Here is a 13,271-nt window from a genome sequence, read left to right as displayed (position 1 = left end):
GATCCCGCCGATGGCCCCTACAGTTCCGGAGCCCCGCCGATCACTCCCAAAGTCCACCACTGGGCGGGACGCTCACGTAGGTGACATCTGATCTGCGTCGATGTGTGTCGGCGCTGGAAGGATGTTCATCATGCCGAAGGCGTTCCCCTGGAGTTCCGCGAGGACGTGATCCGGGTCTATCGCGACTCCGATGCGTCACTGGCGCAGGTCGCGAAGGACTTCGGCATCTCGCCGTCGTGCCTGAAGCGCTGGGTCACCATCGACGACCGTGGGTCGCCCACCCCGTCGCCGGCCGCAAAGGCAGTGAACGAGTCCGATGCGCTGCGTGAGGCGAACAAGCGGATCAAGCTCCTCGAGCAGGAGAACGAGGTCCTTCGTCGGGCCGCTGCCTACCTCTCTCAGGCCAACCTGCCGGGAAAATGATGTACCGGCTCGTCCGCGAGCCGGCCGTCGACGGGATTCCCGTCACGGTGACGTGCCGGGTGCTCAAGATCGCCCGCCAGCCCTCTACCGCTGGCTGGCCGACCCGGTCACCGGCGCCGAACTTGCTGAGGCCTACCGCGCCAACGCGCTGTTCGACGCTCACCAGGACGACCCCGAGTTCGTCTATCGGTTCCTCGTCGATGAAGCCCGCGATGCTGGGGTGGCGATGGCTGCCCGGACGGCGTGGCGGATCTGCTCCAACAACGCCTGGTGGAGCGCATTTGGGAAGAGGCGCGGCAGGAACGGCAAGAAGCCCGGCCCGCCGGTCCACGACGATCTGTGCGCCGTGGTCGACGACAAAGGACGGGTCCGCATGAGTTCACCGCCGAGGGGCCGAATCAGCTGTGGACCGGCGACATCACCGAGCACTGGACCGCCATCGTGACCTGGATCGAACGGACCTACCATCGCCGCCGCAGGCAAGACGCCCTGAGCCGGTTGACCCCCAACGAGCACGAGACCGTCATGACCACGCCAGCCCGTCAGGCTGCGTGAGTAACCATTGTCACATATCCGTGCAGCACACCCAACCCCACGACCACGCGCCCACGCAACTCGGTGAGGCGCACCCAGTTCAGGACGGCCCGCCTAACGCGCCAGGGCGGGAGGTAGAGGCGTCAACGCAGGAGCACAGCGCGTGGCCGCAGTTGCTGGCATGGCCGCACTGGACCGTCGTCTACGCCGTCGCTTTCGTCGTTGGCGCCGCGGGCATCGTGTTCCTCGGTCGGTCCCGATCACCGGACGCGACACCGCCGATCCAAGTCTGAGCGTTGGGCACTTCGGTCGCCAGCCGACTCTTGGAAGAGCTTCACTTGGGCTCGCCGCCGACCTGGCGAGCTCCGCGCTTGGCGTCACGGCGGTCTTGCCACCGCCACACGCGATCCTGGCCCCAAGCGAAGAATGCGACGCCGACGCAGAGAAGGAACAGGAACGCGACCAAGCCGTACTCGAACACCCAACCGGATGTGCTCATGTCACCCAACCCTGATCTGAAAGCCGACGCCAGGCGCGACTTCCCAACAAGTCATCGTCCGCCCGATCGGAATGGTTGGCAACCACCGTGTGACGCGCAGCTTCAACCGAGCCGCGGCCCCGCGAGCGGCAGCAGTGCGACGACACGGCCATTCGAGCCAGCACAAGGGTCCGGGTTGTCACCGAGGCGACACCGGCGTGGGCATCACTGGTTACCGGCAGGGGTCACCACAGCACCGTTCAGAGCAGGCAACCTTGGGGAGCCCATCATGAGCCGTAACGCAAAGCGGCACCTGGTCGCCGCCGACCTCGAGCCCCGCCGCGTCCTGTGCGCCAGCAGCCGCCGCCACTTCCCTACGATCGGCGGCAAGCTCGGCGCCACGGCGCTGACCGCCTCCGCCGCCGTCATCTTCATCGCCGCCTTGGCCCAGACGCCGCCCCCCGGAGTCGGGTCCCACAGCCGCAACCTGACCCCTGCACCAGGAATGACTTCCTCTTCCGTCCCATGGGTGCACGGCGCTTCCCGATGGAGGCCACTGGCCTCCTCGGTCATGCCTACCGACCTGATCCACCACTACCCAACCCCGGTCTGCACCGCCAAGCACCAATGCCAGACGGTGGAGCTTATGGCCAGACGGCTCGAACACGACCCCCTGCGCTGACCCCCCGGCGACTCCGCCGAGGCACACCGCGCGCACCCACCACTACACGGAGAACCATGATGATTTCGGCAGACTTGTTCTTCGCAGCCGCAGACCTTCAGCACAGTATTCAGCGCTGGCAGCAAGGCAGCCGCACTCCGGTTTCGGACCGGCCGCCAAGGAGCCGAAATACCGTGCGCCGTAGAGGCGCCGGCCGCTCCTCGTAGTGCACCGGGTCCACGGCTGACCGCGGTGTCCATGACGCTCGGACGCGTGACAACCTTTTGTGGGGCTCAGCCGCTCTATCACTGTGAGGAGCGGAGGTGGTGGGTGTGAGCGAGGTGACCGCAATGGCGCCTACGGCGCCAGGCCCTAGCTTCGAGGAGTACGTCGCCGCGCGCGGCGCCTCCCTTCTCCACACGGCCTGGCTGCTGACCGGAGACCACCACCGCGCCGAAGACCTCGTGCAGACGGCCCTGGGAAAGACATGGCCGCGTTGGGCCCATATCGCGGTGTCTGGAGAAGGCTCGTATGACGGCTATGTCCGCAAAGTCATGGTCACGACTTACATCTCCTGGTGGCGGCGTCGTTGGACGGCGGAGTACCCCACCGCGACGCTCCCCGAACGTCCTGTCGGATCGTGGAGCAGTGGCCAGGGCGTCGAAGCCGCGGCCCTGGACAGCCGCCGCGACCTCATGGCGGCGTTGGCGCAGCTACCGCGCGGGCAGCGCGCCGTCGTGGTCCTGCGGTACTTCCACGACCTGAGCGAGGCCCAGACCGCCCAGACGCTCGGCTGCAGCGTCGGCACCGTCAAGAGCCAGACCAGCCGAGCACTGGCGACGCTTCGCACCAGCCGAGCCCTCGCCCAGGAAGGGGGCGTGTGATGTCTGAGATCGAGACCCGGCTACGAGACCTGCTGCACGACACAGCGCCCGACTCCGTGCAGGCATCCGCGCTCGTCGAAGGTGCCCGCCGTTACGCCATCCGGGCGCGTCGGGTCCGCGTCGCTGCCGTTGCCGCAGCAGTCGTGGCAGCGGTGGGAGTGGGCGGTGCGGTCGCGTCAGGAGCCTTGCACGACCGCACGCTCTCTCCGGCAACGCCGAAGCCCACGACCTCCACGACGCGGACGCTGCCGCCTGGCCCTGCCTGGGTCGACAGCACCACGATCACAACTGGCCACGGTACGACGTTCACCTTCGACGTCCGTGCCGTCATCACGGCCCCGGCAACCAGCGCCCCCGATCCCCTGGACGCGACCAAGCGGGTCCTCACCGCGCCGCAGATGGGCGGGTACTACACGCTGACGAACACCTCCGGGTCGCCGTACGACCTGGGTGAGTCGGTGCGGTTGTACGCCTACTGGAAGGTTCCCACCGCGTTCTGTGACCGCATCGACGCTGTCATCCACAACGACCTGGTCGGAAACCACACCCCGGTCCCGCAGCTCGCCGGTGGCCAGACCCTGTGCCCCATAGCCTGGGGCGACAGCACCCTCGACACCACCCCGCAGACCCTGCGTCCCCACACGCCGGCCTCCATCACGATCCTGCCGACCAACCTGGGGTTTGGGCGCGGCCTGCACCTCAGCAGGGCCGACGCCGCTCTCGCGGTCCGCGTCACCGCCACCCCACCAGCGGGCTGGATCGCGCTGACGGAGCCGTTGTCGACCAGCCCCGACCACCGCATCGCGAGCAAGGGCCTCCCGGCTCCCTGACCCGCAAGCCCGCCGACACACTCCCGAGCCGACAGCTCTTCGGCTTGTCACACGAGCAGGCCCGAGGGGCTAACCCGCACACCGTCAACAGGCGCCCTGGGTGACCCGTGCGCTGACGAGAACCCGTTACTGAGACGACACCGCTCCGGGCCACGGTGGACCTACCTGCCGACCCTACCTACCAACCATCGGCCGTCATTGCCCAACAGGGAAGTTGGTCCACGACAGCCCTTGAGGAAACGAGCTAGCCATGATGGTGGCCGCCGAGCTGTTCCTTGCCGCCGCAGACCTTGCGCAGCGTCTTGAGTGCCGCGCACCGGTCGTGCCGACGCCGACCGCCGCAGCGCTGGACAACCTTCTTGGGGAACCGGACGCACAAGAACGTGCGTCGGCCCCACCGGCGCCTCCTCGCCCGCGCCGACACCACCGGCGCAACTGGTGGCCCGCAGCGCGAGGAAGGCGGAGAGCTGACCCGTGCCATCGAGGATCCGATAGCCCCACAGCTTGTCCTTGATCTCGCGGCTGCGTGGCCGTCCGCCCCAGGAACGGTTGGCCAGCAACTCCTAGGGAGCGGTCCCATGCCCAAGACGTAGGACGAACGCGCGTGGACCCACGCGCGGTACGGGTCGAGTCTGGGACAGCCCAGGCCCAGAACGCGGTGAAGAGGCACGAAAGGAAGGCGCCATGCACGTGAAGACAGCGGCACTGTTCAGGCAGAAGTGGACTGGTAGAGCGTTGGTGGTCGGCTTTACTCTGGTCGGCGCGCTCGGCCTCGCAGGGCCAGCCAACGCGGCCGCTCCGGCGCCCTTCACGATGACCGACCATGTCGACAACAACACCGGGGTCGACACCTTCACCACCTCAGGCCTCCTCTGCCCATCGGGCACCTTTGTCGATGATGTAACGGCAGCGGGATTCCCCCACTCCGACCACTCGCACTCCGAGAAGGGCTTCGTGCTCATCCGCAGCACGTTCACCTGCGACGACGGCAGTGGAAGCTTCACGATGCTCAAGCACCTGACGCTCACATTCACTGACACAGGATTCACGGACGCCGGCCCCGTGGAGATATTGGGTGGCACCGGCACCTACGCGGGGATCACGGGCCACGGGTTCACCAGCGGGGGCACGGACGGCGAAACGGGCATCGGTGGCGGGACCACAACGGGCGCAGTTCAGCTGCCGTGAGCCGCCCGCCCGCCCGGCCGGGCGGTTCCGGTCAGGTCGAGGATCGATTCACACCTGGGGCGGCCCCCTCCGCCGCCTCCGCCCTACGGCGTGGCGCGGCGACATGTTGGACGAATGGGTCAGCGCGGCTGGACCCAGTCGAGCGTTTCTCCGGCGCCGTAGAACCAGGGCAGGGAGCGAAGATTCGTCCCATCGGGGTTGATCATCTACCAGTGCGACAGCGGCTCCTCGCCGCTCAAGTGCGAGAAGACGATTTTGCCGCTGCGGAGCCACGCGGCGGCACCATCGCCGCGGGGCCACTCGGTGAGCTCGCGGATATCGGATCCATCGGCCTTCATCACAAATAGGTCGAAGTCCTCGGATTGCCAGGAGCTGTAGACAATCTGCTTCCCGTCTGGAGACCAGGCACCGATGTGGTCACCGCCGCTGCCGCGCGGGACGACGGGCGTCGGGAAGGTCAGCTGACGGCGGTCGCTGCCGTCGCGATTCATCGTCCAGATCGCCCGGTTGCCGTCGCCAGAGTGGCCGCTGTACGCGATCCGCCGCGAGTCCGGCGACCAGGCCAGGCCCTCCTGCACGGCGTCGAACGCCGGCTCGGCGAGGTCACGAAGGTTCGTGCCTGCGGGGGTGACGAGGTGGATCCACTCGCCGTTCAGGTCGCGCTGCAGAGTGCTGAACACGATCGCGCGGCCGTCGGGCGACCAGCTGGGGAAGAGCCCACCGTGCGCCGGGTGCACGGGGTGCTCGCGCCTCGACTGCACGTGCACGACGAAGATGTGGCCAGGGCGGCATCGTCCATGGTGTGTCTCCCGGCCACTTCTTGGGACCCCCAACCCAGTGTGGGCGATGACCTCGTCCTGGTGGTCGGAGCGGCAGTCGACCACGGTCGCCAGTGTGGAGACGGATCCGTTGTCGCGCACGCACATCGCCGGCTTGAGGTTCGGACGCCTTCTTCCAGAGTGACCCCGCGGTGAACGCCAACACCGACGTCGCGGCCACGCAGACTTGGGTCTACCTCAGCCCGCTGATCGAGGTAGCGCCCTTCCCGTTCAGGGACATCACGGCAGCGCGTTAGGCGCTGAGCAGCGCCGCATTGCGGGGACCCGGTCCTCGCCCGCTTGCTGGTGGTGTCGGTGCGCTAGTGCACGACGATGTTGCCGCCCTTGAGGCCCTGTGCGCCGCCGGTGGAGAAGACGGTTGAGGTTCCGGTCGGGTTGGTGATGGTGATGGTGATGGTGTCGCCGTTCTTGCCGCTGGTTCCCGCGTCAACGACCGACACCGAGTAGCGGTAGCCCCGTATGCCATTCCAGGTCCCGGTCCCGGTCCATTGCGCCGTTGTGGTTGTACCCGCCAAGGTCAGGACCACGTTGCCGTGGAAGTTGCCCTTGGCGTTGGTGCGGATCTGGATCTGACCGTGCAGGCCGGTGACATCGGAGATGGCGTTGAAGCCGAAGGAGGTCCGGCCGACGCTGTTGGACAACCAGCCGCCGCCGGTCACCTTGAACTGGGCCGGCGAGACGGTGACGATCGTGCTGGAGGTCGTCGTGCACGGGCTGTAGTAAGCATCACCTGCGAACGAGGCGTCGATCGCATAGACGCCGGCGCCGAGTGCCGCCGACACCGAGGCGTTCCCATTGGCATCGGTCGTCGCGGTGAAGGGACCGACCGGTGCCAGGCTTGAGTCGAACCCTGCGAACGTGACCGTCTTCTTGCTCCGGTCGCCCGGTGTCGCGTCCGGCTCACCCAAGGTGGTGGTCAGGCTAGTGAGCCCAGTGGCGTTGGACAACACCGTCGCCGGCGACGTCAGCGTGCAGTCTTCCTTGGTCACCGTGATCGTCCTGGAAGCGGTCACCGGCGGGTTCACGCCGTCGCTTGCCGAGTACGTAACCGTGTACGGCCCGGGTGTGGCTGTTGCCGTGCCGCTCACCGTGCCGGTGCCGTCGTGGTGGTCGCTAAAGGTCAGTCCTGCCGGCAGACCGGCGGCGCTCAGAGTAAGCGGGTCATGGTCCGAGTCGGAGGCTGAGACCGTGAACGATGTGATCGGGTCGCTGTACTGAACCGAACCGTTCGCGGGCGTGAGCACCGGCGGCTGGTTGGCCGCGGTCCACGTCTGGGTGACCGACGGGGCCTGCAGGGTGGCCGACGCAGGGTCGGTGAACGAGGCGCCGATGGTGTCCGTGCCCGCGCCTCCACTGCCTGTGTAGGTGAAGCTGGACTGTCCGGATTCGTCCGTCGTTCCGCTACCAGTCTGCCCGGTGTTCGGTCCTGCGCTGATGGTGAAGTGCACGGTCTGGCCCGCAAGCGGCACGCCACCGTCGGTGGTCGTGGCCGTGACGGTGTGCGTCGTCCCCACCGGTGCGCTGCCTGTGGCCGGGGTCAGCGCGATGGCGTACTGGTGAGCCGCGGTCAGCTCACCGCGAACGGACAGGCCGGCAACGTCGCTACCGCCGTCGCTGAGGCCGTTAAAGTGGCCCAACAGCGCACCGGTAGCGATGTTGAAGTGCGCGACATCGCCGTTACCGATGTCGGCGGTCCAGAAGGTCGTCCCGTCCGGGTCAAGGTTCAGCCCGAAAAGGAAGCTGTCGTTCGGGGCAGTGTAGGTCTGCACAACCGCACCGGAGCTGTCCAGTCGCCGCACCGCGTTAGCGTTTGCGACCAGGACGCCACCGTCGGGCAGGATCCGCAGCGCGAATGCGTACGATGCCGGCAGCGGCGTGGTCGTGAAATCGGGGAGCTGGGTGTTGGTGCACACATTAAACCGGTGCACGTTCTGGCCCTCCGAGTCGTAATAGATGGTGCACTGGTCGGCAGCCAGGTCGATCCAGTCCGTTCCGCGGTCCGTGATGGTTGGCGTGAAGGAGGCGAGCAAGGCACCGGAGGCGTTGAACTTGAGAATCGCGTGGGTTCCGTCAGCCTGCCCGACGTAGGCGTTCCCCGCAGCGTCGAAGACAATGGACTCGGGGTCGGCGTTGTAGTCGCTGCCGAACGAGCCGACCAACGTCCCGTTCGTATCGAACTTGGTGACGGCGTTTCCTGAGAAATCGGTCACGTAGAAGTTGCCGGCGGCGTCGAAGCCCGAACCGGTCGTCTCAGGGACCCCGGTTGTGGTGTCGAGAGTCTGAACGAGCGTGCCCGATGGGGTGAACTCCTTGACCAGACCGTTGCCGACCGAGACGAAGACATCTCCTTTCGTGTACGGGGCGGCCCCCGCAGGACTCGCCACAGCCACCATCGACACGGCCGCCGACACGCTTACTGCAAGCGCGCCGCCAACCCAGCGTCGAGTGACCGCCTTGCCCGCCACAGTCGACGCGAGCATATGCCGCCGCACGGACGACTCCGAAGCGGCCGGGGTCCACCAAGACATCCTCATCGGGACGCTCCCTCCAAGAGCTCGCTCGCCACCCCAGTAGGCAGGCGAGCACGACCGTCTCGGACGGCCAAGAGCGACGCTTCCACCCGCATGGGCTGCGGTCACCCCCAAAGTGGCGTAGTCATTGGCTCCGGCAGGTACGTCGTGCTTGCGACGGAGGATCCATTGAGCAGAACATGAGACCTTTAGCTTGGAGGTGCCGCCGATGTCTCGGTTTCACGCGCCGCCGACGAAGTCTGGCTACGGGGACGGCCGGGTCGTGGCTGGCCCCGGCATTGGGAGCCGGCGGTGTGCTGCGCCCGTGAATCGAGGGGGCCATGCGGCTCACCGTGACGTACGCAGAGGGCAAGGGGAGACCCCTTCCGCTGTGGTCACCCGCGGGGATCATGGTGCGCTGGTCGTGCTTTGGCTCGTTGCGGCCGCTTTCTGCGCCGTCATGGTGGCGGCCGCGGACGGGCCACCTCCAGACGGGGACGTCGCGGCGGCGAAGATGCTCGCCGTTGTGGCCGCGGGGTCTCTGGTGGCAGCCTGGCGCGCATGGTCAGCCCGGCTGCGGGCGACCGCGCAGGGCATCGTGGTCACCAACTTGCCAGCCGCCGCCGGATCTCGTGGCCGGCCCTTTCGACGTCACCTTCGCTACCGTGGCGGACCCCGAGACCGGCCAGCGTAGCCGCGAGCGGCTCGTGCTCCAGACCAACCGGGGAAGGGTCAAAGTCCGGGCGGCGGAGGGCGACACGCACGATCACACCGATTCTCTGCACTGGGCCGGAACGCGCCTGATCGCCATGCGGACGTCTACGGGACACCACCGCGAGCACCGCCTTCTGCACGGTGGGCAGCGGGGGCACGCGCTAGGAGAGGCGCACATGGGACGGGTCAGTCTTTCCGGCCAGCGTGGCCGTCCTCGGCTGCGACGATTCCTTCCGTGACGCTCACCGAGTTCCTGGAGGCTCGGATCACCGAGCGGGAGATCCGCTGTCGGACCATCCTGGACCGCGAGGACGCCAGCCCCTGGGTCCGGCACGCGCTCGGCGTGGCCGTGGCTGACTGTAAGCCCAAGCGCCGGATCATCGAGATGCAGACAGGTCTGTCCGACGACAGCGAGCCCAGCTGGGACCTGATGGCGTTGGCCGAGGTCTGCGCCGACCACCCGCAGTACGGCCAGCAGTGGCGGCCGTAGGTAGTTGCGCGCGCCCCCTCAACCCTGGGGGATTGGAGAGGGGGCGCGCCGCAGCATGACGCCACCTGCACGCAGCATGACGCCAGATGACAGTGGTGGGTCTCGAAGATGGCTCCGGACTACTGAGCAAGGGGCAGCTAGGGTCGACGCTGCGCGAGCGCGATCGGATGGGTTGACACCACGGCGGCCAGCTGGGTGTCTCGGGCCACGCGGTAGGCCTGTACCACCTCGTTCAGGCTCAGTCGCGGGTCGTACAGGCGCTCCTCGAGCAGTGCGGCGCTGTGCCCGACGCCCAGCCTCCGAGTCTGGTCCATGTAGGGGACGAACTGCGTCATGTGCGTCATGTGGGCTTTCCCGTGCGCACGGCGCTGGTGCGAGCGGCGAGCCGAAGTATTGCGCCAACCGTGCGCAAGCCGGGCGCGCAACGAAGCGGGCCAAACGGAAGCAAAAGGCCTGAGACTCGGTGAATTTGGCCGTTCAGGCGATCCGAGGCCCGCACGTTCGGCGAAGCGACCGGGGGCGAACGGTGGGAAGTGGTGTCTCGGGTGGCGCTAGAGGTCTAACGGTTGCAAGCATGGTGAAACCGGGTCAACCGCGCCGTTCATTCGAGTGGTGCGAATGGGGTGCTTCACCAGCAATCGCCCAACACCGCCCGCCCAAAAGGGGCGACTTCGCCTCAATCCACCCCGACGGCCCGCACGCGGGCAAGGAGCATCACCCTCACATGCGCATTCTCAGCACCAAGAAGAAGAAGATCGCGGCTGCCACGTTGGCCCTGGTGGCCATCGGCGGCGGCGCCGCCGTGGCCTATTGGACGACCGACGGGGCCGGTGCGGGCAGCGCCTCCACCGGCACTACCCAGCCCATCACGGTGAACCAGACCAGCACCGTCGCGAACCTCGCCCCCGGCACCGACCCCCAGGCGCTGTCCGGAAACTTCGACAACCCCAACTCCTCCTCGGTGTTCGTCGACCGGGTCACCGCGGCCGTCAGTGACGTCAAGGACGCCGAGGGCGGCTCGATCACCGGCACTTGCGCCACCGACAACTTCGCCATCACCGGCACCGCCAATGTGGGCGCCCAGGTCGCCGCCGGCGACGGCGTCGGCTCCTGGAGCGGACTTAGCATCCGGCTGGTCAACACCGACAGCAACCAGGACGGCTGCAAGAACGCGACCGCGGTCGTCACCTACACCGTCCAGTGATGACGCGCCCGGGCTGGCGAGGGGAGCGACAACACCCCTCGGCCCGGGCACCCTTCCGCTGCCACCCTTCCCGTAGCCCCGCAGCCCCGTAGCGCAGGAGGACCACCGAATGTCCGCCACGTCGGGTCGCCACGGACAGCTGCGGCAGACACCGAGCACGCGGCTCCTCGCCCGTGATCGTTGCCCCGCCCGGCACCGGGCGCGGCAACGCCGGTGGCTCCGCACTGGGCCGCGGCAGGAGAGCCGCCACGGCAGCCGGCACCCGGTCCAGCGCGCCGTGATGGCCCGACTGCCGCCCTTGGCCTTGCTGCTGGTAGCTGTCACGGTCGCCGCCGCCGCGATGGTGGCCGGCGCTGGGTCCTCGTGGGCCTACTGGAGCGCCCCCGCGTTCGGCCACGGCGTCGCCGCTGCCGGCACTCTCACCCCCCCGGCGGCGGTCACCGCGACCGCTGCGCCCTGGCGTCCAAGCGTTGAGGTGAGCTGGACTCCGGCCAGCGCCTCCTATGGCGGGCCGCCGCAGGGCGGGTACTACGTGACCCGGGTCGACCAGAGCGACGGCGCCACCAGCCCCGCCTGCGGCACCTTGGCGGCCGCCCCCACTATGGCGCTGTCCTGCACCGACGGCCCCGTCCCCGATGGCGTGTACACCTACCGCGTCACCGCGCTCGACCACACCTGGACCGCCGTGAGCGCCCCCAGCGAGCCGACCACCGTGATCAGCGACCTGACCGCCCCCACGATCGCCATCAGCGACATCACACCGAGCGCGAACACCAGCGCGGTTTTTCCCTCCAGCCCGGTCACCTTGACACTGACCGGCGCCGACCCCGGGTCCGGTCTCGCCGCGATCACCTACACCATCGACGCCGCCGCACCGGCAACCGTCACCGGCGGCGCCGCGAGCGTGATCGTGACAGGGGACGGCACCCACACGGTGAGCTACCGGGCCACCGACCACGCCGGCAACACCAGCTCCGAACAGCATCGCACGATCACCATCGACACCACCCCACCCGGCGTCACCGTCACCAAGAGCGCCCAGCAGCCCAACCCCACCCGCAGCGCCACGATCCTGTTCGGGGTCACCTTCACCGAACCGGTCACCGGGTTCACCAGCTCCGACCTAGTCCTGTCGGGCGCGGCCGCCCCCACCAGCACGACCCTCACCGGCAGCGGCGCCAGCTACCTGATCGCCGTCAGCGGGATGACTGGCGACGGCAACGTCACCGTGACCGTCCCTGCCGGTGCGGCCACCGACGTGGCCGGCTTGGGCAACACCTCCTCCGACCCAGGTGCCACCGTCGTGGTCGACACCACCGCGCCACCCGCCCCCGCGGCACCCGCCCTCGTGGCCAGCTCGGACACAGGGACCTCCGCTACGGACAAGATCACCGCCGACAACACCCCCACCCTGACCGGCGCCGCCGAAGCCGGCGCCACCATCACCGTGTACAGCGACGGAAACCCGGTCGGCAGCGGCCCGGCCAGCAACGGCGCCTACGCCATCACCACCGCCAGCCTGCCCGACGGACAACACAGGCTCACCGTCACCGCCACCGACACCGCCGGCAACACCAGCACGCCATCCACCGGCACCCCGGTCAGGGTCGACACCACCACCCCGCCCCCGCCGCCGGCACCGGACCTGCTCGACAGCAGCGACACCGGGGCCTCGACCACGGACAACATCACCGCCGACAACACACCGACCCTGACCGGCACCGCCGAAGCAGGCACCGCCGTGACGCTGACCAGCCCTGGCGGCACCCCCATCGCCAGCGGTTCGGCCACAGACGGGACGTACACGATGACCACCGCGACCATCGCCGACGGCGGCTACACCCTCACCGCCACAGCCACCGACACCGCCGGCAACACCAGTACCGCCTCGGCCCCCACCACCATCACCGTGGACACCACCGCACCCACCATCGTCATCACGACCTTCGCCAGCGCCGGCAACGGGCAGGTCCGCGCCACCGGCACCGCCGGCACCGCCCCCCGCGACGCCGCCACCGTCACCGTCGTGATCTGCGGCGCCAACACCTTCCCCTGCCCCAGCCCCAAGGCCACCCTCACCCCGGCGGTCAGCGCAGCGGGTGCGTGGACCGCCACCACGCCCGACCTGCGCACCTGCGCCCTCGGTGGCCTGCTCGGTCAGACCCTGCTCTGCACCGGCCCCGGCCAACTCTGGGCCCAGGCAACCCAAACCGATCTCGCCGGCAACACCGCAACCAGCAACACCCGAACCGGAACGTTCTGACACATCCTGCTACCGCGTTGCCCTGTCCAGGGCCACCCACCCCACGCCATTGCAGGCGCGACGCGAGCCGCCAGCCTTCCCGGTGGATGCACTTCCGGGCGGAGGGCAACCCGTGGGCTGGTGCGATCGGCGACGCTCGTACCCAGGCGTTGCGGCGTTGAGTGCCACTCGGCGCGCCGGTCCACCGAACATGGGCACGCCCGCCACCGACGACTCGCGCGCCGACGGCGAGGTGTTCCCCGGGCGCCAGTCC

General features: G+C 68.5%; 11 protein-coding genes and 1 pseudogene. 8 read left to right on the top strand and 4 right to left on the bottom strand.

Annotation, left to right across the window (positions count from 1 at the left end):
* The first annotated feature begins 102 nt into the window (after positions 1-102).
* Positions 103-978, top strand: a pseudogene (locus tag PHA84_RS18425) (transposase).
* Between the two features lie 313 nt (positions 979-1,291).
* Here the strand turns inward: PHA84_RS18425 and PHA84_RS18420 are convergent.
* On the bottom strand, positions 1,292-1,456 hold the full coding sequence (locus PHA84_RS18420; protein WP_270889603.1) for a hypothetical protein: 165 nt from the start codon (positions 1,454-1,456) through the stop codon (positions 1,292-1,294).
* Positions 1,457-1,724: 268 nt separating this feature from the next.
* Between PHA84_RS18420 and PHA84_RS18415 the strand changes: the two genes are divergently transcribed.
* The 4 genes from PHA84_RS18415 to PHA84_RS18400 all read left to right on the top strand — a co-directional run bounded on the left by PHA84_RS18415 (position 1,725) and on the right by PHA84_RS18400 (position 4,998).
* Complete coding sequence (locus PHA84_RS18415) at positions 1,725-2,117, top strand: hypothetical protein (RefSeq protein WP_270889602.1); 393 nt, start codon at positions 1,725-1,727, stop codon at positions 2,115-2,117.
* A 311-nt stretch (positions 2,118-2,428) separates the two neighbouring features.
* Entirely contained in the window at positions 2,429-2,980 is a 552-nt protein-coding gene (locus PHA84_RS18410; protein WP_270889601.1) for a SigE family RNA polymerase sigma factor, read from the top strand.
* Positions 2,980-3,810, top strand: a complete 831-nt coding sequence (locus tag PHA84_RS18405) for a hypothetical protein (RefSeq protein ID WP_270889600.1) — start codon at positions 2,980-2,982, stop codon at positions 3,808-3,810. The genes PHA84_RS18410 and PHA84_RS18405 overlap by 1 nt, the downstream gene beginning before the upstream one ends.
* Positions 3,811-4,494: 684 nt before the next feature.
* Complete coding sequence (locus tag PHA84_RS18400; RefSeq protein WP_270889599.1) at positions 4,495-4,998, top strand: hypothetical protein; 504 nt, start codon at positions 4,495-4,497, stop codon at positions 4,996-4,998.
* 206 nt (positions 4,999-5,204) lie between these two features.
* Here the strand turns inward: PHA84_RS18400 and PHA84_RS18395 are convergent, their stop codons facing one another.
* Both PHA84_RS18395 and PHA84_RS18390 read right to left on the bottom strand, forming a co-directional pair.
* Positions 5,205-5,735, bottom strand: a complete 531-nt coding sequence (locus PHA84_RS18395; RefSeq protein WP_270889598.1) for a TolB family protein — start codon at positions 5,733-5,735, stop codon at positions 5,205-5,207.
* 401 nt (positions 5,736-6,136) lie between these two features.
* On the bottom strand, positions 6,137-8,248 hold the full coding sequence (locus PHA84_RS18390) for a post-COAP-1 domain-containing protein (RefSeq protein WP_270889597.1): 2,112 nt from the start codon (positions 8,246-8,248) through the stop codon (positions 6,137-6,139).
* 1,048 nt (positions 8,249-9,296) lie between these two features.
* On the opposite strand from PHA84_RS18390, the gene PHA84_RS18385 reads away from it, so the two are divergent.
* The gene (locus PHA84_RS18385) at positions 9,297-9,551 is read left to right on the top strand and encodes a DUF6221 family protein (RefSeq protein WP_270889596.1); all 255 of its coding nucleotides are present in this window, start codon (positions 9,297-9,299) and stop codon (positions 9,549-9,551) included.
* Between the two features lie 137 nt (positions 9,552-9,688).
* Here the strand turns inward: PHA84_RS18385 and PHA84_RS18380 are convergent, their stop codons facing one another.
* Complete coding sequence (locus PHA84_RS18380) at positions 9,689-9,895, bottom strand: hypothetical protein (RefSeq protein WP_270889595.1); 207 nt, start codon at positions 9,893-9,895, stop codon at positions 9,689-9,691.
* A gap of 380 nt (positions 9,896-10,275) precedes the next feature.
* On the opposite strand from PHA84_RS18380, the gene PHA84_RS18375 reads away from it, so the two are divergent.
* Positions 10,276-10,755, top strand: a complete 480-nt coding sequence (locus tag PHA84_RS18375) for a hypothetical protein (protein ID WP_270889594.1) — start codon at positions 10,276-10,278, stop codon at positions 10,753-10,755.
* A 109-nt stretch (positions 10,756-10,864) separates the two neighbouring features.
* Complete coding sequence (locus tag PHA84_RS18370) at positions 10,865-13,018, top strand: Ig-like domain-containing protein (protein ID WP_270889593.1); 2,154 nt, start codon at positions 10,865-10,867, stop codon at positions 13,016-13,018.
* The last annotated feature ends 253 nt before the right edge of the window (positions 13,019-13,271 follow it).

This window comes from Pedococcus sp. 5OH_020, assembly GCF_027812955.1.
Lineage (GTDB): Bacteria > Actinomycetota > Actinomycetes > Actinomycetales > Dermatophilaceae > Pedococcus.
The sequence above is the reverse complement of the archived record's forward strand: the minus strand, read 5'-3'. Positions and strand labels throughout refer to the sequence as shown.

Coding starts and splice junctions, on each gene's coding strand:
- PHA84_RS18370 (WP_270889593.1), top strand. CDS start 10,865: ATGTCCGCCACGTCGGGTCGCCACGGACAGCTGCGGCAGACACCGAGC.
- PHA84_RS18380 (WP_270889595.1), bottom strand. CDS start 9,895: ATGACGCACATGACGCAGTTCGTCCCCTACATGGACCAGACTCGGAGG.
- PHA84_RS18400 (WP_270889599.1), top strand. CDS start 4,495: ATGCACGTGAAGACAGCGGCACTGTTCAGGCAGAAGTGGACTGGTAGA.
- PHA84_RS18375 (WP_270889594.1), top strand. CDS start 10,276: ATGCGCATTCTCAGCACCAAGAAGAAGAAGATCGCGGCTGCCACGTTG.
- PHA84_RS18415 (WP_270889602.1), top strand. CDS start 1,725: ATGAGCCGTAACGCAAAGCGGCACCTGGTCGCCGCCGACCTCGAGCCC.
- PHA84_RS18420 (WP_270889603.1), bottom strand. CDS start 1,456: ATGAGCACATCCGGTTGGGTGTTCGAGTACGGCTTGGTCGCGTTCCTG.
- PHA84_RS18405 (WP_270889600.1), top strand. CDS start 2,980: ATGTCTGAGATCGAGACCCGGCTACGAGACCTGCTGCACGACACAGCG.